Consider the following 19,442-nt stretch of genomic DNA (forward strand, 5'->3'; position numbering starts at 1 on the left):
GTGACCAGCTGGAACGGCCGCGTCGAAATCTCCTGGCCGGCGCCCGCAACGCCGATGACGATCGACTGGCCCCAGCCGCGATGGCTGGCTTCCAGCGCCTGGCGCATSACCTTGACGTTGCCGGTGCAGTCGAAGGTGTAGTCGGCGCCGCCGATCTGGTCGGCGCCGCGCTTGGTCAGGTTGACCAGRTASGGMACGATGTCGCCGTCGACCTCCTTCGGATTGACGAAATGSGTCATGCCGAAACGCTCGCCCCATTCCTTCTTGTCGTTGTTGAGGTCGACGCCGATGATCATGTCGGCACCGGCGAGACGCAGGCCCTGGATGACGTTGAGGCCGATGCCGCCGAGGCCGAAGACGATGGCCGTTGCGCCGATCTCGACYTTGGCGGTGTTGATGACCGCGCCGATGCCGGTGGTGACGCCGCAGCCGATGTAGCAGATCTTGTCGAACGGCGCGTCGGGRTTGACCTTGGCSAGYGCGATCTCGGGCAGCACGGTGAAGTTCGARAAKGTCGAGCAGCCCATGTAGTGGAAGATCTTGTCCTTGCCGATCGAGAACCGGCTCGAACCGTCCGGCATCAGGCCCTGGCCCTGCGTCGAGCGGATCGCGGTGCAYAGGTTGGTCTTCTGCGACAGGCACGACGGGCACGAGCGGCACTCGGGCGTGTAGAGCGGGATGACGTGGTCGCCCTTCTTGAGCGAGGTCACGCCCTTGCCGACATCGACGACGACGCCGGCACCCTCATGGCCGAGGATCGCCGGGAAGATGCCTTCGGGATCGGCGCCCGACARGGTGAACTCGTCGGTGTGGCAGATRCCGGTCGCCTTGATCTCGACGAGCACCTCGCCCTCGCGCGGACCCTCATTGCAGCTTGTCGCCCTATCCGAAGAGATGACGCAATTGGCGGAGGCGCTTGAAAAAACGAAGGAACAGCAGGTCCTCGTTACTCTTCGACGGGCGCCNCCTTGTCGCGCGCGATCCGGCCTTCCCAGCGGAAGTCGGGATCGTTGACCTGCCATATCTTCGGGCCCTTCTTGAGCGAGGTCACGCCCTTGCCGACATCGACGACGACGCCGGCACCCTCATGGCCGAGGATCGCCGGGAAGATGCCTTCGGGATCGGCGCCCGACAGGGTGAACTCGTCGGTGTGGCAGATRCCGGTCGCCTTGATCTCGACGAGCACCTCGCCCTCGCGCGGACCCTCGAGGTCCACCTCCATGATCTCGAGCGGCTTTCCGGCTCCGACGGCAACTGCGGCGCGGGTTTTCATGGTTTACACTCCCAAAATATCGGTTACCGGACCGATGGCCGGCGGAATTGCTTAAAACGGGTCAGGCTGCCTTGGCCGGTCCGGCGGGGAACACCCCCGACATCACCGTGAAGCCTTTGATGCGCTTGACACGATCGCACCAGCGGCGGATCGCCGGATAGTCCTGTCTGGGGACACCGCCCTCTTCCGACAGCATGATGTAGGGGAAGCAGGCGATGTCGGCGATGGTCGGATGCGCCGCCGAGCAGATCCACTGCCGCCCCTCCTGCTCGCCGAACCACAGATGCTCATCGAGGATGCGGAACAGGCGATGGGCGCCGGCACGGGCCGCCTCGACGTCAAAGTCGTAGAACAGCGCGTCATGCAACCGGGCCGCTGAAGCCGTGCCGGTGATGCCGTCGGCGAAGGCCAGCCACTGGCCGATCTCGCCGAGCAGCGCCGGGCTGTCGCGCGGATACCAGGTACCCGCGGCATCGTATTTCGAGGCGAGATAGACGAGAATCGCCTGGGCGTCGCGTAAGACGAGGCCATCGTCTTCAATCACAGGCAGTTGCCCGAGCGGGTTGATCTTGAGAAACCATTCCGACTTATGCTCGCGGCCGGGGTAGAAGTCGATCGGCACCGTCGTCCAGTCGACGCCGAGCATGCCCATCAGCAGGCGCAGCTTGTAGCAGTTGCCCGACAGTTCGTAGTCGTAGAGCGTAATCACAAGGGAAACTCCTAGAGGTCGAGGACGAGCCGCGCCGACTTGGCACGCGACACACAGGTCATGATCTTGGTGCCGGACTTGCGCTCGGCATCGTTGAGATAGACGTCCTGGTGATCCGGTTCGCCTTCGATGACGGTCGCGAGACACGTGCCGCAGGCGCCCTGCTCGCAAGACGACGGCATGTCGATGCCGGCTTCACGCATGACGTCGAGGATGGTCCTGCCCGCGGGCACCTTGAGCGTGACGCAGGAACGCGCCAGCGCCACCTCGAAGCTCGAGCTGTCGTCGATGACATTGGTGTTCTTGAAGTATTCGAAGTGCACCGCCGTTTCCGGCCAGCCGGCCTCGGCGGCGACATGGCGCGCGGCTTCCAGCATCGGCCCGGGGCCGCAGAGATAGAGATGCGCATCCGACCTGTAGCCGGACAGGATCTCGCGCAGCCTGGCGCCGGTCTGCTCGGGCGAAAGGCCGAGATGCGGCTTGAGCGATGTGCCGAGACAGGCGGTCTTCTCCGGGAAGGCAAGCTGCGCCTCGTTCTGCGCGAAATAGTGCAGTTCGAAATTGAGGCTCTGGTTGCTGAGCGCCTGGGCCATGGCGAGCAGCGGCGTGATGCCGATGCCGCCGGCGACGAAGATGGTCTTCATCGCATCGCGGCGCAGCGGAAAGTTGTTGCGCGGCTCGGAAATCGCCAGAACGTCGCCCTGGCGCACCGTCTCGTGCAGGCAGGTCGAGCCGCCCTTGGAGTCGCGCTCGAGCTTGACGCCGATGATATAGCTGTCGCTTTCGCCCGGGCCGTTGGTGATCGAATATTGCCGGATCAGGCCGTTGGGCAGATGCACGTCGATATGGGCGCCGGGCTGGAAGGTCGGCAACAGACCCTTGATCGGCCGAAGCTCGAAGCCGGCGATGCCGTCGGCAGCCTGCCACTTCCTGGCAACCTCGACGCGGATCGTCGCCTTGCGACCGTGCTTGGTCTCTTCCGGCATCTCGGCGAGTTCCGGCGAAACCCGGTCGATGACGGGCTCCAGCGGTGCAGGCACCGGCTGTGCCTGGGCCTCGTGCTCGGCGATGTCGCGCAGCTTCGACAGGAGGTCGTTGTGGTGATGGAGCACGGCCAGCCGCACGGCACCCTCGACCTTGCCGTCGAGGACGCCGCGGATCACCGAACGGTTGGAATCGACCGGCTGGACGAAGAACACGGCCAGCGTCGAAGCTTCGCCATCGACGGCACGCAGCGCGACCGAAAACTCGTTCGATGCCTCGACGGAGACCTTGGCGTCGCTGCCGTCGGTCCGGCCGTTCGGCTGGAAGCGGTAGCCCTCCAACCTGGCCGCAACGACGTCGGCCGGGGCGTTGACCGGGATGCCGCGCAGGGTCAGCAGTTCGCCCTCGGCAAGGCCGGGCAACTCGGGCACTTCGCCCTGCGGCTCCTCGGCCGACCAGATGAGGCCGTAGCGCTCGACGGCGGCGAAGGTGCGATTGGTGATGGTGCGCGCCGGCGCGTCGGCCGGATGGGCGGGAATGTAGGTACAGCCGGCGGTACGGTTCGAATAGCGCCAGCCATGGTACTGGCACTTCAGTTCGCGGCCATCGTTGATGCCGATGGACAGGCGCACGCCACGGTGCAGGCAGCGGTTTTCCCAGACGTTGACGTAGCCGTCGTCGGCACGCCAGACGGCGAACTCGCGGCCGAGCAACTGGGCATGGAAGACATGCCGGAACGGCAGGTCATAGGTCGCGGCAACGGGATGCCATCTGGTCTTGGCGGTATCGAGCATTGTTGTCTCCAGAACTGGGTTTCGCGCGGCTCGCGCTCAGGTAGCGGCGGGAATGACCCCGTAGGTCACACCCTTCTGACTGAGCCAGCGGCGGTATGCGATCGCCGACTTGTCGGCACGGATGGGTGTTTCGGCGCGCGGATCGAGCGGCAACCGTTTCGGGAACTGGTTTTCCAGGATCGGCTTGTCCTGCCCGAAGATCGTCTGCTGGAAGCGCTTGATGACCTTGTCCTCGTTCTCCTCGTCGAGGATGCACAGCATCATGTGCGCCCGCACATGCTCCTGGTCGACCGGCTGCAGGAACACGGCGATCACGTCTAGGCGGCTTTCATCGACCGGGCTCGATTTGTAGAGCACCGAGCAATAGGGATGCGGCACCCGGTAGATGTAGTCGACGTCGGCGCCCTCGGTCGACGTCGTCGAGGCCATCGGCTGGAAGAAGCGGCAGCGCGTGGCCAGGATCTCGTCGCGGTCGACCGAAATCTCGACGTCGTATTCCTTCACCTCGGTATGCGGTTCGGCGCCGAGGATGTCGGTGTGGACATAGGGGAAATGTCCCATGTCGAGGAAATTCTCGATTGCCCGCGGCGCCGAGACGTTCACGCCGACGGTCGCGGCATTGAGCTTGCGGCGGTCGGGCTCGTCGAATTCCGGTATCGGGAACAGGTCGGCCGGCGGATTGCCGAGCGACGTCCAGATATAACCATAGGCGAGCTTGACCGGCAGCTTGCCGTCAACGGCCGCCACGTCCACCAGGCTGCCCTCGGCAAGATCGGCCCGGTCGCGCCAGACCGCGGCGCTGCCCTTGCCGTCGATGGCAAGGCTGAGGCGTTCCTCCAGAAGCACCGTATCGACGACGACACCTGCCCGCACCTCCGCAAGGGCGGCCAGCGGGTGCCAGAGGTCGAGGATCACCTGATCCGTGCATCGCGTCTTGGTCATATGCGTTTCCTTAGTGAAGGCGCGGTTTCACATCCGCGCCGGTATGGCACCATAGGTGACCGACTTGTCGCGCAACCAGCGCCGGTACAGCACGGCCACGGCATCGGCGCGGATCGGCGTTTCGGCACGCGGATCGAGCGGCAGCCGCCTCGGCACCTGGTTCTCCAGGATCGGTTTGTCCTGGGCGAAGATCAACTGCATGAAGCTGCGGATCCCGGCCTCGTCGATGCCTTCCTTGAGGTAGGTGAGGAAGGGATGAGCGACGCAATTTTCCTCGTCGACCGGCTGGACGAACAGGGTAATGACGTCGAGCCGACCTTTCTGCGCCGGATTGCTCTTGTACAGCGCCACCGTGTAGGGGCGGATCACCTTGTAGACGTAGTCGACGATGAAGCCTTCCCTAGCCGTCGGCGAGGCGACGGGCTGGTAGAACTGGCATTCGGTCGCCACCAGCTCGTCGGCGGCTGTCAGTTCGACCTTATAGGGCGCTACTTCCGTATGCGGTTCTTCGCCAAGCCAGCCGGTGTGGACGAAAGGAAAATGTCCCATGTCGAGGAAATTCTCAACCATCCTCAACCCCGACACCTTGACGGCGATCGAGCCGCCGGTGACGAGATAACGATCGCCCTCCTCGGCTTCGGGCACGAAGACGATGTCCCGCTCGGGCTTGCCCAGGCATGCCCACAGGAAGCCATAGCGTTTGGTCGAATTGACGACCTCGCCGCTGTCTTCGCGGATGATCTGCTTGTCGTATCGGCCGTGGCTTCGAATGGTAAGATCGACGCCGAGAAGCCTTGTCTGAAACGCCGTGGCCGAGGACAGGTTCGCCAGATCCGCCACCACGTGCCAGTCGTTGAGAAGGACTCTGTCGCTACAAAGGGCTGCTATGCTCATGGCACCCTCCCTGGCTAGCACTTCCCCATGAACCTAGCTCTCTTATGCCTCAATTGGAAACACAGGATTGGATATCAATCAATAAGAAATTGCATATCCAGTTAAGAATTTTGGTTGACAGCGCGAACCGATTGAATACCGATATGGAATACCGTAACTCGGGATATGCGGCGCCGTCGGCGCAGCGCGAACCGGAGCTGGCCGCCAAGAAGCCAAAAAGGCACTGGCGGGAGGAGGGAGTTGCATGAGCCGCTCGCAGGCGATTGCCGACATTTTGACCCGGGCGATCCTCGATCACCGGCTCGTGCCCGGCTGCAAGCTCGGCGAGCGCGAGCTGTCCGAGATTTTCGACGTCAGCCGCATTGTCATCCGCCAGTCGCTGATCCGCCTTGCCGACGACGGGCTTGCCCAGATCGAGCGCAATCGCGGCGCCTTCGTCGCCCGTCCCAGCATGCAGGACGCGATGGAGATCTACGACGCCCTGACCCTGGTCGAACAGGGCGTGGCGGCCCAGCTCAGCGATCGCCTCGGCCCCGCCGGCTGGGCCGAATTGCGCCAGCATGTCGAGCGCCAGCGCCAGGCGGTTGCCTCGGGCAACGATGCCCTCGCCGACGTCCTCGGCCAGGAATTCCACACCGTTTTCGTCCGCCTCAGCCGCAACAAGGTGATGCAGGAAATCCACGCCCAGCTGGTGCGCCGCACCACGCTGCTCCGGTCGCTGATCACCGCCGATTTCGACTACTGCAACCTGCTCGACGACCATGCCCGCGTGGTCGAACTGCTCGAAAAGGGCCGGCTCAAGCCGGCGATGGAGCTCATTGATGCACATCACCGCAGCGTCGTGCGCGGCTACATCATGGACCGGCAGGTGTTCCCGGAGCTGACGCCCCGCGAAGCGCTGGAGCCGTATCTCGACGGCAAGGCCGGCGAAGCGCCGAAGCCTGCGCCACGAAAAAAGACGGGAGATAGAGGTGGAACAGGGGCGCACGCCCACGTCCACACCGCTAAATAGACCCGGCACGAAGCCGGGCGCCGACTACCAACAGAGGGTTACCACAATGCTTAATCTCAACAGACGCAAATTCCTGCAATATTCCGGCGCTGCCGGCGCGGCACTCGGCACCGGCAGCTGGGCTGGCCTCGCCAGCGCCCAGGAGCCACTCAAGATCGGCGTCGTCTATGTCTCGCCGATCGCCGACATCGGCTGGACCAAGCAGCACAGCCTGGGCGTCGATGCCATCAAGGCGGAATTCGGCGACAAGGTCGCGCTGACCGTCATCGACAACATCTTCATGCCCCAGGACGCCGAACGCGTGTTCCGCGAACTCGCCGCCTCCGGCAACCAGCTGATCTTCGGCACCTCGTTCTCGCACGGCACGCCGATGCAGAAAGTGGCGCCGCGCTTCCCCAAGGTCGCCTTCGAGCATTGCTCGGGCATTGTCCACTTGGCCAATCTCGGCACCTTCGAAGCCAAATATTATGAAGGCTGCTACGTGGCGGGTGCTTCCGGCGCCCATATGAGCAAGTCCGGCAAGATCGGCTTCATCGGCGGCTTCCCGATCCCCGACATCGTCGGCCCGGCCAATGCGCTGTTGCTCGGCGCCCAGAGCGTCAATCCCGACATCACCTGCAATGCAATCTTCCTCAATTCCTGGTTCGATCCGGGCAAGGAAAAGGAAGCGGCCAACACGCTGCTGTCGCAGGGCTGCGATGTCATCTGCTCGATGACCGATACCGCCACCGGCGTGCAGGTGGCGGGTGAAGGCGGCGCCTGGTCGATCGGCTATGCCTCAGACATGGCTAAGTTCGGCTCCGGTAAGCAGCTGACCGCCTTCACCCTCGACTGGTCGAGCGACTATGTCCGCGCCGCCAAGGGCGTGGCCGAAGGCAACTGGAAGCCGGAATCGCGCTGGGACGGCCTCGCCGGCGGCGTGGTCAAGATGGCGCCCTACAACGAGGCCATCCCGGCCGACGTCATCGCCAAGCTCAAGCAGCTCGAAGCCGACATCGGCTCGGGCAAGATCCATCCCTATGCGGGCGAACTGAAGGACCAGGACGGCAACGTCAAGGTCGCAGCCGGCAGCGTGCTGGCCGATGCCGACATCCGCGGCATGAACTGGTTCGTCAAGGGAATGATCGGCAAGCTCGGCTGATTTCCGCCCCACGCTAGCAAGTCCACCGGAGCCCAGGCTCCGGTGGCTATGGCTGCGCATCGTCCAACCCAAATGGCAGGACCGGCTATGCCCCCACGCCTCGAATTGCGCAACATCACCAAAAGCTATCCCGGCATCGTTGCAAATGACGACATCTCGATGTCGATCATGCCGGGCGAAATCCATGCGGTGCTCGGCGAAAACGGCGCCGGCAAGTCGACCTTGATGAAGATCATCTACGGCGCGGCCCAGGCCGATTCCGGCGAAATCTTCTGCGACGGCAAACCCATCGCCGCGCACACGCCAGCCACCTCGCGAGCGCTGGGCATCGAGATGGTTTATCAGCACTTCGCTTTGTTCGAATCCGTGACCGTGGTCGAGAACATCGCGCTGGCCGTTTCCAACACCTTCGACCTCGACGCGCTTGCCCGCCAGATCACCGAGCTGTCGAACCGCTACGGCATGCCGATCGATCCGCACCGCCGCGTGCACGACCTCTCCGTCGGCGAGCGCCAGCGCGTCGAGATCGTGCGTTGCCTGTTGCAGGCGCCGAAACTGCTGATCCTCGACGAGCCGACCTCGGTGCTGACGCCACAGGCGGTGGTCAAGCTGTTCGACACCTTGCGCCAGCTCGCCAGCGAAGGCTGCTCCATCGTCTACATCAGCCACAAGCTCGACGAGGTCCAGGAACTCTGCGACACCGCAACCGTGCTGCGCAACGGCAAGGTGACGGGCACGGCACGGCCCAAGGAAAGCACCTCCGCCCAACTGGCACGGCTGATGGTCGGCGCGGAACTGCCGGAGATGCACGTCAGCCCCTCGGTGCCGAGCGAAAAGCCGGTGCTCGAAGTGCGTGGCCTCACCGCCCCGGCGCGCGACCGCTACGGCGTCGAGCTGAAGAACGTCTCGTTTGAGGTGCGTGGCGGCGAGATCGTCGGCCTTGCCGGCGTCTCCGGTAATGGCCAGGCCGAGCTGATCTCGCTGCTCAGCGGCGAGCGTACCCATCCCAATGCCCTGACGATCCACATCGACGGCAAGGCTGCCGCCCATCTCAACGCCAGCGAACGGCGCAAGCTCGGCATGGCCTTCGTGCCGGAAGAACGTCTTGGCCGCGGCGCCGTGCCGCCGCATGCGCTGTGGCAGAATGCGGTGCTGACCGCCCACCGCACCGGGCTCGTCCGCAACGGCCTCGTCGACCGCAAGGGAGCAAACAGCTTCGCCGCGAAGATCATCGAGCGCTTCAAGGTCAAGGCCAACGGGCCTCAGGCGAGCGCCCAGAGCCTGTCGGGCGGCAACCTGCAGAAGTTCATCGTCGGCCGCGAGATCGCACTCCAGCCCAAGCTGTTCCTCGTCGCCCAGCCGACCTGGGGCGTCGATGTCGGCGCGGCAGCCTTCATTCGCCAGACGCTGGTCGATCTCAGCCGTTCGGGTGCGGCCGTGCTGGTGATCTCGGAGGAACTCGACGAGCTGTTCGAGATTTGCGATCGCCTGCTGGTCATCTGCCAGGGACAGGTTTCGCCGCCGCTGATCAGAACAAAAACCAACCGCGAGGAGATAGGCCTGCTGATGACCAGGGTCGACCGCGGCAACGGAACCAACGGGAGAGGCGAAGTTGCGGTACAGGATTGAACAAAGACCGGAACCATCCGCCAGGATGCGGGTGGCGGCGCCGGTCGTCGCGACCGGCCTGACGCTTGTCGTCGGCTCGCTTTTGTTTGCCGCGCTCGGCTATGACCCGCTGGCGACGCTGCAGGCCTTCTTCATCGCTCCGCTCAATTCGTTGAACGGGCTCTCCGAATGGCTGCTCAAGGCGTCGCCGCTGATCCTCATCGCCTGCGGCCTGGCCGTCGGCTTCCGTGCCAATGTCTGGAACATCGGCGCCGAGGGACAGCTGATCGTCGGCGCCATCGCCGCTTGCGGCGTCGGCCTGTTCTACCCCAACCCCGAAAGCCCCATCCTGCTGCCGCTGATGGTCCTGGCTGGTGCCTGCGGCGGCATGGCCTGGGCCGCCATCCCGGCCTTCCTCAGGGCGCGGATGAACACCAACGAGATCCTGGTCACGCTGATGCTGACCTATATCGCGACGCTTCTCCTGTCGTGGCTGGTGCACGGGCCGTGGCGCGACCCCGCCGGTTTCAATTATCCGCAGACCGCACTTCTGTCTGCCGCTGCGATGTTCGAGCCCTTCGACTATGCCTACCGGCTCAACGCCTCGGTCTTCATCACCGTGGTCGCGGTGTTCCTGATGTGGCTGTTCACCGACCGCAGCTTCCTCGGCTACAAGATGTCGGTCAGCGGCGCCGCCCCCCTGGCGGCACGTTATGCGGGCTTCCGCGAATCCTCGGCCGTCTGGATCGGCCTGCTGGCCGGCGGCGCTGCCGCAGGCGTTGCCGGCATGGCCGAAGTGGCCGGACCGCTCGGGCAGTTGTCGCCGCAGATCTCGCCCGGTTACGGCTTCGCCGCGATCATCGTCGCCTTCATCGGCCGTCTCAATGCCTTCGGCATCGTCCTCGGCGGCCTGCTGATGTCGCTGCTGTTCCTCGGCGGCGAGGCAGTGCAGATGAACCTTGGCCTGTCGGCGGCATTGACGCGAATCTTCCAGGGCATATTGCTGTTTTTCCTGCTCGCCGCCGACTTCTTCATCTTCTATCGACTTCGCCGCATCCCGGAGCACGCCTGATGGACCTGTTCATTGCCATCTTCACCGGCACCATCATTGCCGCCACGCCGCTGATCTTCGCGGCCCTCGGCGAACTCGTCGTCGAAAAATCCGGCGTACTCAACCTCGGCATCGAAGGCATGATGCTGATCGGCGCCGCCTTCGCCTTCTGGGCGGTCATCGCAGGCTTGCCGATGCCGGTGGCGATCCTCGCCGGCGCGCTCGGCGGGGCAGCCGCCTCGCTGCTGTTCGGCGTGCTGGCGCTGACGTTCCTCACCAACCAGTATGCCGCCGGCCTGGCCCTCGCCATCTTCGGCTCCGGCGTCTCGGCCTTCCTCGGGCGCAATTTCGGCTCCGCTCCGATCGACGCGCTCGACCGCATCAGCATCCCGTTCCTGTCGGACATCCCCGTCATCGGGCCGATGTTCTTCCGTTTCGACCCGATGGTCTATTTCGCCATCGTCATGTTCGCCGTCATCAGCTGGTTCCTCTACCGCACCAAGGGCGGGCTGATCCTGCGCACCATCGGTGAGTCGCCGGAGACCGCGCACGCCATCGGCTATCCGGTGATCAGGATCCGCTATCTCGCGGTGCTGTTCGGCGGGCTGATGGCCGGGCTTGCCGGTGCCTACCTGTCGGTCGCCTATACCCCACTCTGGGTCGAAAACATGACGGCCGGCAAGGGCTGGATCTCGCTGGCGCTCGTGGTCTTCGCCACCTGGCGGCCGCTGCGCGTGCTGCTCGGCGCCTGGCTGTTCGGCGGCATGACCATCCTGCAGCTTCAGGGCCAGGCGCTGGGCATTGCGGTTCCCTCCGAACTGCTCTCCGCTTTGCCCTATCTCGCGACGATCGTCGTGCTGGTCATCATCTCGCAGAACCGGCAGATGCTCGCCCTGCACTTCCCGGCATCGCTGGCAAAGCCATTCCGTCCGGCGACATAAGTCGCCGGGCCGCGAGACGTCACCATGCCCCCTGCCGAAAACCCCTTCCCCAACGACCCGGATCGCACCGCGATCTGGGAGATGCTGGTGCGCCGCGACATCGCAGCGTTTGTCGGCCAGGACTGGGCCATAGTCGCAGGCGATTTCGACGAGCAGCGCTTTCTCGGCGTCCACGCCCACAACTCGACCGACCCCGACCACTGGGATGCCGCCTTCCCCTCGCTCGCAACCTATCGCGACGAGTGGCTGCGCCAGGCGGCGGAGACGGCCGCCACCGCCTATGCCGAGCCGCTGGCAGACGCGATCTTCCGTGCCACGCGGTTGACGCAGATCGACATCACGAACGACGTCGCCGTGGCCCGCAAGAAATTTGACGGCACCATCCGCCGTGCCGACGGCAGCGACGATCGGCTGAACTGGCAGACGCTCTATTTCTGCCGCAAGGCCGGCGACCGCTGGAAGATCACCGGTTTCGTCGGGTACCTGGAATACAAATAACCGCTTCGCGCGTGGCTGATCGTCCTCGGGAAACGGCGCCCCTTGGGGCGCCTTTTCTTTTCCCGCATGGCCCCTGCAAGACAGAAAAGTCGATCTTGCAATCTTTGCGCTTGACTGCAAGATATCTTGCATTCTAAGAGTCGAGTGCAATGTGGATGCAAGATGATGACGCTGCTGGATCGCATCAAAAGCCATTCGACCCGCCTCACCGAGGCCGACCAGCGACTCGTCTCCGCCCTGCTTGAAAACGCCGCCGAAGCCGCCTTCCTGTCGAGCGCCCGCCTTGCCGAGCGCGCCAGCGTGCATGAGGCTGCAACCACCCGGCTTGCCCAGAAGCTTGGCTTCAAGGGCTACCCGGAGCTGCGCTCGCAGCTGCAGCGCGAACTGGTCGAAAGCCAGGATGCCGCCGAGCGCATGCGCCGCTCCGTTGCCAAGGTCGAGCATGGCGACTTCCTGCTCGACCTGATCGGCACCGAGATCGCGGCGCTCGAACATCTCCGCCTTGCCGTCCCCCAGGACAGCATCAACCGCGCCGCCGACATGATCGTCGAGGCGAAGCGGGTGTTCCTGTTCGGCCAGGGCCACGCCCAGTCGATCACCCAGTTCCTGCGCCGCCGGCTCGACCGCTTCGGCATGACCCCGATCGTGCTCGAGGGCCGCGGCCGCGACATCGCCGAGCGCGTCGTCGGCATGCGCGAGGGCGATCTCGTCCTGGCGCTCGCCTTCCGCAAGCAGCCGACCAGCTACGCGCCGCTTGTCGAGCACTGCCATGCGCAAGGCGCCAAGGCCATGCTGGTCACCGACCTTGCCGGAACCATGATGCAGCCACAGGCCGACCTGGTGCTGGCAGCACCGCGCGGCCGTTCGGGCAGCGAGTTCCAGACACCGACGGTGCCGTTCGCCATCGTCAACGCCATCCTTCTGACCATCGCCGGCCGCCACCAGCCCCGCGTCATGAGTGCCCTGGAGCGGCTATCGGGTCTGTTCGACGAATTCGATTGAGAAAACCTGGGAGGGAACCATGCTCAAGTCGATGAAATGGGCGCTGTTTGCAACGGTCGCCATACTGCCCCTTGCAGCCAGCGCTGCCGAGCTCGACACCATGAGCACGGCCGAACTGCTGCCGCTCGCGCAGAAGGAAGGCAAGGTCACCGTCTTCTCGTTGTCGAGCCGCATCGCCAAGGTCGAGAAGGCATTTGAGGAAGCCTATCCGGGCATCGACCTCGTCGGCGTCGACATGAGTTCGGTCAAGCAGATCGCCCGCGTCGTCGCCGAGCAGACCGCCGGCGTCAACGCCGTCGACGTGCTCTACATCGCCGACACGCCCGTGGTCTACGAAGACCTGGTCAAGACCAACCGCGTCGTGCCCTACATCCCGCCGCGCGTGGCGGGCGAACTCGCCGACGAACACAAGACGCCGCTGCTGACCCAGCGCCTGTCGACCAAGGTCCTGATGTACAACGAGGCGGCCAACCCGAATGGCGCGCCGATCAACAACCTCTGGCAGCTGACCACACCCGAGTGGAAGGGCCGCGTGCTGATGGTCGACCCGATGCAACGTGGCGAACTGCTCGACCTTCTTGTCGAGTTCTCGCTGCGGCCCGACGACATGGCAAAGGCCTACGAGGCCCAGTTCGGCAAGCCGATCGCCGTCGACAGCGACCTTGAGGGCGCGGGAGAACAGTTCATCCGCGACCTCTTCGCCAACGACCTCGTGCTGGTGCCCAACAGCGACGCCATCAACAAGGCCATCGGCGACAAGACGACGGCGAACCCGCCGGTCGGTTTCGCCACCTATTCCGACCGCCGCGACAACGAAAAGGAAGGCTGGGCGTTGCAGGTTGCCAACGACGTCGCGCCTTCCAATGGCATTCTGTTTCCAGCAGTCCTTGCACTGGTCGACAAGGCACCGAGCCCGGCTGCGGCTCGGTTGCTGATCGACTTCATGATGGGCGACGACTCGGCCACTGGCGGACCGGCCTTCGAGCCCTTCAATGTGCCGGGCGACTATGCCGTGCGACCGTCGGTGAAGGACAGCCCGGATTCGGTACCGCTCAAGGACCTCAAGGCCTGGCGCATCGATCCGGTGAAGACTGCCGCCGCCCGCAAGCGTATCGCCGACCTGGTGCTGACGCTGCAATGACTGCGGCCGGACCGGCGCCTTGGGGGAGGCGCCGGTCCGTTCCCCTTGCCTTTCCGACCGCGTCGCCGCGGCCCGGCTGCCCCGCGCTTCAATTCCGCGAGAAAGATTGTCATGTCCGCCGCTGCAACATCCGTGTTGTCCCGGAGAGGCTTTTTGCGCTCCGAAACGCTCGTACCCATCATCCTCATCCTGGTCGTCGGCATCCTGGTCATCGCGCCGCTGGTCAAGATCGTCCTGTCGACGCTGACGGTCGAGGGCCTTGATGCCTGGCAGGCCGTGCTTGCCAGCAAGATGTCCGAGAACCTGTGGTGGCGTCCGCTCTGGAACACCATCCTGCTCGGCATCGGCGTCGCAGCCGGCTGCATCCTGATGGGCGGCTTCCTCGCCTGGCTGGTTGTGCTGACCGACGTGCCGGCGCCGAAGACCCTTGGCCTGCTCGCCACGCTGCCCTTCATGATCCCGAGCTTTGCCGCTGCCCTCGCCTGGGGCGCCCTGTTCCGCAACAGCCGGCTTGGCGGCTCGGTCGGCTTCTTCGAAGCCAACGGCTACATCGTGCCCGACTGGCTCGCCTGGGGCCTGCTGCCGACCCTGATCGTGCTGATCGCGCACTACTATTCGCTGGCCTTCACCGTCATTTCGGCGGCCCTCAGCTCTGTCGGCGCCGACCTCGTCGAGGCGGCACAGGTGGCCGGCGCCAAGCGGTCGCGGATCTTCTTCGGTATCATCCTGCCTGTCGTCACGCCCGCGCTGATTGCGGCGGCCTCACTCACCTTCGCCGGTGCGGTCTCCAACTTCGCCGCCCCTGCCCTGCTCGGCCTGCCGGTCAGGATGCAAACGCTGTCGACGCGACTGTTCGGCATGATCGAGACCGGCCAGACCGAACGCGGCTTCGTCATCGCGCTGCTGCTGATCATCGTCTCCGCATCCTTCCTGTGGCTCGGCGAGCGCCTCGTCGCCGGCCGCAAGAGCTACGTCACCGTCACCGGCAAGGGCGGCCGCACCAAGCGCTTTCCACTCGGCAAATGGCGCTGGCCACTGTTTACGGTCGCCGTACTGATGTGCGCGCTGACCACCTTCCTGCCGGCGGTGATCCTCACCGCATCGAGTTTCGCGCTGCAGAACGGCTCGCTGTTCTCCAACTGGACGACACATTTCTGGATCGGCGAAGGCGGTACCGACATGGCGCAGGGCCAGGCCGGTATCTTCCGCAACCCTGTCTTGATCGAAGCCCTGTGGATGACGCTGAAGCTCGCCGTCACCGTGGCATTCACCACGATGGCGCTCGGCCTGGCGCTGGCCCACACCATCGCCCGCAACAAGGGTTCGGTGCTGGCCACCGTCCTCGGCCAGGTGTCGTTCACCCCTATCCTCATCCCGAGCATCGCCTTCGCAGCGGCATACATCGCGCTGTTCGGCGCGCCCATCGGCCCGCTGCCCTCGCTCTACGGCACCTTCCTGCTTCTGGTGCTGGCCGCCTCGGCACATCTGCTGCCCTACGCGGTGCAGTCGGGCCGCTCGGTGCTCGGCCAGATCTCAGCCGACATCGAGGAAAGCGCCCGGCTGACCGGCGCCGGCTTCTTCCGTCGCATGGGCGCCATCATCATGCCGCTCGCCATCCGCGGCCTGCTTGCCGGTGCGCTGCTGGTCTTCGTCAAGATCGTCCGCGACCTGTCGCTGGTGGTGCTTCTGTTCACCTCGACCTCGCCGGTCCTCAGCATGCTCGCCTACCGCTACGCCGCCGAAGGCTTCATGCAGTTCGCCAACGCCATCACCATGGTGATCCTCGTCCTCTGCGTCGTCGCCACGCTTCTGGCGCATCGCCTCCAGAACCGCGTCCAGAAGTGGAAATCCGCATGAACACGCAAAACGGCACGTCCGTCCCGGCGATCGCGATCCGCGGCGTCACCAAGCGTTTCGGCGGCTTCACCGCCGTCGACAATGTCGACATTTCGGTGCCGCAGGGATCGTTCCTGGTGCTGGTCGGCCCGTCCGGCTGCGGCAAGTCCACTTTGCTGCGCATGCTGGCCGGGCTGGAGACGCCCAGCGAAGGCGAGTTCGTCTTCATGGGCCGCACCGTCTCCGACGGCACGCGCGGCCTAGTCGCCGACGCCGGTGCCCGCGATGCCGGCCTGGTCTTCCAGAGCTACGCGCTGTGGCCGCACATGACGGTCGCCGGCAACATCGAATGGCCGCTCAAGGTCGCGAAATGGAGCAAGGCCGATCGCGCCGCCCGCGTCGACGAGGTGCTCGGCCTTCTCGGCATCTCGGCCCTGAAGGAGCGCTACCCCGCGGAGATATCCGGTGGCCAGCAACAGCGCGTGGCAATCGCCCGCACCATCGGCCCCAAGCCGAGCATCCTGTTGTTCGACGAGCCGCTCTCCAACCTCGACGCCAAGCTGCGCATCGAGATGCGCAGCGAACTGATGCGCATCCACCGGGCCACCGGCGCGACCTCTGTCTACGTTACCCACGACCAGGTCGAGGCGATGACCATGGCGAGCCATGTCGCGGTGCTGAACAACGGACGGGTCGAGCAGTTCGGCGCGCCGCTCGACCTGCTCGAAAACCCGCGCACCACATTCGTTGCCACCTTCCTCGGCACGCCGCCTGCCAATCTGATCGAGGTGACACGAAGCGGCGACGGCCTCGTCTATGAAGGGCTGCGTCTGGCCGACGCCAGGCGGGCCGAAGCGCAGGAGGGCGTGCAGCTTCTCTATCCCGCCCACGGCCTGGCGGTCGGCGACGTGCCGGGACGGCCGGCAATCACGGCACGCTTCGAGGAGGCGGCGCCGATCGCAGGACGCACCATGGTGACGGCCTTTTCCGGCGGCAAGCGGCTTACCGCCATGGCCGACGGCTACTTCCGCGCCGCAAGCGGCGACACGATACGCCTCAGCTTCCTGGGTGAGCCGAGCGCGGTTTTTGCAATGACTGGTGAAAGGATCGACTGATGAGATTGATAATGGTGCGCCATGGCGAGACCACCTGGAATGCCGAACACAGGCTCCAGGGCCACGACAACGCGCCGCTGTCGCCACGTGGCATCAGGCAGGTCCAGCGTTTCATCGATTTCGCGAAGGCCATGGAGCCCGACCATGTCGTGGTCTCCGATCTTGGCCGAACCCGCGAGACGGCCAGCCTGCTCGGCTATGGCGATGCGCCGCTCGATCCGCGGCTGCGCGAGATCGACATGGGCAACTGGACCGGCCGCATCAAGCACGAGCTAGAGGCCGAGCGTCCACATGAATATCTCGCCTGGCGCGCCGGCACCTTCACGCCCGACAGGGGCGAGCCATGGGCGGATTTCTGCGCCCGCATCGTCGAGGGCCTGCGTGATTGTCTCAGAACATGCAGCGGCGACACGCTTGCCATCGTCCATGGCGGCGTCATCCGAGCCGCCTGCCACGCCTTCCTGGGGCTTCCGCCCTCGCGCGTGGTTCCGGTGACGCCGGGTACCGCGACGATCCTGAGCTTCGATACCGCCGATGCGCCGGCAGCGCGGCTCGAGGCCTACAACATCGCAGCCGTCACGCCGGATTTCGATGCGCCGGACTGAGGTCGCGCCGGTCGCCAGCAGCTGACGTATGGCTGAGTCTGGACAATTCGGAGATGAAGGAAGCTCGCGGCTAAAGGAAAATGTCGCGGCTTCCGAGGGTCCCCCAAGAAGCCGCAGTTTCCCCCCTCACAGAGGCTGTAATAGCTAGATTATTTAAAACGCAGGTCTGCAATACAGACTTAGGTAGAAATGGCTGTGCGCCAACGGCAATATCTTGTTTCTGCATATGTCATGCGTTGTTAGAGCACCCAAACTACCAACACGATTCCAAATTCTGCAGCATCCCCCGTTTGGAGTATGCCGCCCAAAAATTAGGCATGGTCCGCGCGGTCGCCGCGCAGCGACGGGCCACCTGATGCCCACACGCAACCACGCTGGCAGTTTATTTCGAGGCTTCCTCGATATAGGCGATCACATTGGCGATGTCGGCATCGTCCTTGAGACCGGGAAAGGCCATCTTGTTGCCGGGCACCTTTTCCTTCGGCGCCTTCATGTAGGCGGCGATGTTGGTCTCGTCCCAGACGAGGCCGCCGGCACCAGCCTGCTTCATGGCATCGGAATATTTGGCCTCGAAGCTGGGGAGCGTTCCCGCCGTGCGGCCGACCACGCCGTGCAGGGACGGGCCTATCTTGTTCTTGTCGACCGCCAGGTCATGGCAGGCCATGCACTTGCTGAACACCTTCTTGCCGGCGGCCGCGTCGCCTGCCGCATGGACCGGATTGTTGGCTAGAACCGAAGCTGCAAGAAGGGCGAATGCGCCCCATGCCGTCAGTCTCATGGCTATCTCCTAAGTCAGGGTCGGCGCTCCACGTCGACGCCAGCGATACTATCCCCGGCTGTGGTAACGCGCCATGCTCCATTGCGTTGCAGCTTCTGGAGCCAGCACCGCCGAAATAGGAGGCCGTGCGGCAGGGGCGACAAGGGCCGCGATGATTGCTATCATCGTCCACGGTGCAGGTCGCGGTTCGCGTGACCAGTCACGCTGGACGGCAGCACCGCGAAGCCGCGACCGAACCGGGCCCGATCTCGGAGGAATGGTTCATGGCAAACTTCCACGTTTACGCAGCAGGAACCGGCAGCAACGTCGAACATCCCGCCATACGTCGGATAGGGGTTTCGGATGTATTTGACGCGCTTCGCCGAGGATTTGAAGACTTTTGGGACAAACCTTCACACTACGTCTTTTTATGCCTGATCTATCCGGTCGTCGGCGTGTTCCTCATTACATGGACCTCCGGCGGCAACGCACTGCAGCTGATCTACCCGCTGATGACGGGCTTCGCGCTGCTTGGACCATTCGCCGCGATCGGCCTCTACGAGATCAGCCGTCGGCGCGAGCAGAACATGGACACCTCCTGGTGGCATGCGCTCGAAGTCAGGAACTCGCCCGCCATGCCGGCCATTGCCGTGCTCGGCGTCATGCTGATGGCGCTGTTCATCGTCTGGCTGTTCACCGCGCAGGCCTTGTTCTCGTGGCTATACGGCGACAGCGCTCCGGCGACCTTCTTCGGTCTCGCCAACGACGTGCTGACCACCCAGCGAGGCTGGACGCTGATCATCCTCGGCAACGTCATCGGCTTCCTGTTCGCACTCGTCGCGTTGAGCACGACGGTCATCGCCTTCCCGCTGCTGCTCGATCGTGACATCGGCGCCTACGCCGCCGTCGAGACCTCGGCACGCGCGATCATGGCCAACCCGATGCCGATGCTGCTCTGGGGCCTGATCGTCGCGGTCGGACTGGTGATCGGCACGCTGCCCCTGCTCGTCGGACTGGCAATTGTGCTGCCCGTGCTCGGCCATTCGACCTGGCACCTCTACCGCAAGGTGATCGAGGCAGCACCGGCATCGACGGGCAATCGCGCCTGACCCGCACTTCGCCGGTGGCGGCCCTGCCGC

17 protein-coding genes and 2 pseudogenes are annotated in these 19,442 nt (G+C 64.6%); 12 read left to right on the plus strand and 7 right to left on the minus strand.

The window, feature by feature from the left end; translation table 11 throughout:
• The 6 genes and pseudogenes from ASC75_RS10040 to ASC75_RS10065 all read right to left on the minus strand — a co-directional run.
• A pseudogene (locus ASC75_RS10040) lies at nt 1-866 on the minus strand (alcohol dehydrogenase catalytic domain-containing protein); the annotation flags it as partial.
• 164 nt (nt 867-1,030) lie between these two features.
• Nucleotides 1,031-1,273: pseudogene (locus ASC75_RS10045) on the minus strand (alcohol dehydrogenase catalytic domain-containing protein); the annotation flags it as partial.
• A gap of 61 nt (nt 1,274-1,334) precedes the next feature.
• Entirely contained in the window at nt 1,335-1,982 is a 648-nt protein-coding gene (locus tag ASC75_RS10050; RefSeq protein WP_055973990.1) for a glutathione S-transferase, read from the minus strand.
• 11 nt (nt 1,983-1,993) lie between these two features.
• Nucleotides 1,994-3,760 (minus strand): Rieske 2Fe-2S domain-containing protein, encoded by a 1,767-nt coding sequence (locus tag ASC75_RS10055; RefSeq protein ID WP_055973994.1) that lies wholly within the window; start codon nt 3,758-3,760, stop codon nt 1,994-1,996.
• A gap of 36 nt (nt 3,761-3,796) precedes the next feature.
• Entirely contained in the window at nt 3,797-4,702 is a 906-nt protein-coding gene (locus ASC75_RS10060) for an aromatic ring-hydroxylating dioxygenase subunit alpha (protein ID WP_055973996.1), read from the minus strand.
• A gap of 27 nt (nt 4,703-4,729) precedes the next feature.
• A complete protein-coding gene (locus ASC75_RS10065) occupies nt 4,730-5,596 on the minus strand; it encodes an aromatic ring-hydroxylating dioxygenase subunit alpha (protein WP_055973999.1) in 867 nt (288 codons plus the stop codon).
• Between the two features lie 244 nt (nt 5,597-5,840).
• Between ASC75_RS10065 and ASC75_RS10070 the strand changes: the two genes are divergently transcribed.
• From ASC75_RS10070 to ASC75_RS10120, 11 genes are all read left to right on the plus strand, one after another.
• Nucleotides 5,841-6,608 carry a GntR family transcriptional regulator gene (locus ASC75_RS10070; protein WP_055974002.1) on the plus strand — a complete coding sequence of 256 codons (768 nt, stop codon included), beginning with the start codon at nt 5,841-5,843 and terminating at the stop codon, nt 6,606-6,608.
• A 46-nt stretch (nt 6,609-6,654) separates the two neighbouring features.
• Entirely contained in the window at nt 6,655-7,749 is a 1,095-nt protein-coding gene (locus ASC75_RS10075; RefSeq protein WP_055974005.1) for a BMP family ABC transporter substrate-binding protein, read from the plus strand.
• An 87-nt stretch (nt 7,750-7,836) separates the two neighbouring features.
• The gene (locus tag ASC75_RS10080; RefSeq protein ID WP_055974009.1) at nt 7,837-9,378 is read left to right on the plus strand and encodes an ABC transporter ATP-binding protein; all 1,542 of its coding nucleotides are present in this window, start codon (nt 7,837-7,839) and stop codon (nt 9,376-9,378) included.
• Nucleotides 9,362-10,429 carry an ABC transporter permease gene (locus tag ASC75_RS10085; protein ID WP_184117368.1) on the plus strand — a complete coding sequence of 356 codons (1,068 nt, stop codon included), beginning with the start codon at nt 9,362-9,364 and terminating at the stop codon, nt 10,427-10,429. Before ASC75_RS10080 ends, ASC75_RS10085 begins: the two co-directional genes overlap by 17 nt.
• Complete coding sequence (locus ASC75_RS10090; protein ID WP_055974014.1) at nt 10,429-11,349, plus strand: ABC transporter permease; 921 nt, start codon at nt 10,429-10,431, stop codon at nt 11,347-11,349. Before ASC75_RS10085 ends, ASC75_RS10090 begins: the two co-directional genes overlap by 1 nt.
• A gap of 24 nt (nt 11,350-11,373) precedes the next feature.
• Complete coding sequence (locus ASC75_RS10095; RefSeq protein WP_055974017.1) at nt 11,374-11,847, plus strand: hypothetical protein; 474 nt, start codon at nt 11,374-11,376, stop codon at nt 11,845-11,847.
• 165 nt (nt 11,848-12,012) lie between these two features.
• A complete protein-coding gene (locus ASC75_RS10100) occupies nt 12,013-12,849 on the plus strand; it encodes a MurR/RpiR family transcriptional regulator (protein WP_244487806.1) in 837 nt (278 codons plus the stop codon).
• 19 nt (nt 12,850-12,868) lie between these two features.
• Complete coding sequence (locus tag ASC75_RS10105; protein WP_082496504.1) at nt 12,869-13,990, plus strand: ABC transporter substrate-binding protein; 1,122 nt, start codon at nt 12,869-12,871, stop codon at nt 13,988-13,990.
• 111 nt (nt 13,991-14,101) lie between these two features.
• Nucleotides 14,102-15,847: an iron ABC transporter permease gene (locus ASC75_RS10110; protein WP_055974022.1), complete on the plus strand. Its 1,746-nt coding sequence runs from the start codon at nt 14,102-14,104 to the stop codon at nt 15,845-15,847.
• Complete coding sequence (locus ASC75_RS10115; RefSeq protein ID WP_055974025.1) at nt 15,844-16,941, plus strand: ABC transporter ATP-binding protein; 1,098 nt, start codon at nt 15,844-15,846, stop codon at nt 16,939-16,941. The genes ASC75_RS10110 and ASC75_RS10115 overlap by 4 nt, the downstream gene beginning before the upstream one ends.
• Complete coding sequence (locus tag ASC75_RS10120; protein WP_055974028.1) at nt 16,941-17,546, plus strand: histidine phosphatase family protein; 606 nt, start codon at nt 16,941-16,943, stop codon at nt 17,544-17,546. The genes ASC75_RS10115 and ASC75_RS10120 overlap by 1 nt, the downstream gene beginning before the upstream one ends.
• A 382-nt stretch (nt 17,547-17,928) precedes the next feature.
• Here the strand turns inward: ASC75_RS10120 and ASC75_RS10125 are convergent, their stop codons facing one another.
• On the minus strand, nt 17,929-18,324 hold the full coding sequence (locus ASC75_RS10125; RefSeq protein WP_055974032.1) for a cytochrome c family protein: 396 nt from the start codon (nt 18,322-18,324) through the stop codon (nt 17,929-17,931).
• Nucleotides 18,325-18,587: 263 nt separating this feature from the next.
• Here ASC75_RS10125 and ASC75_RS10130 point away from each other — a divergent pair, with 263 nt between their 5' ends.
• Nucleotides 18,588-19,412, plus strand: coding sequence for a DUF2189 domain-containing protein (locus ASC75_RS10130; protein WP_055975340.1), 825 nt, complete (start codon nt 18,588-18,590; stop codon nt 19,410-19,412).
• The last annotated feature ends 30 nt before the right edge of the window (nt 19,413-19,442 follow it).

Source organism: Aminobacter sp. DSM 101952 (assembly GCF_001424795.1).
GTDB classification, from domain to species: domain Bacteria; phylum Pseudomonadota; class Alphaproteobacteria; order Rhizobiales; family Rhizobiaceae; genus Aminobacter; species Aminobacter aganoensis.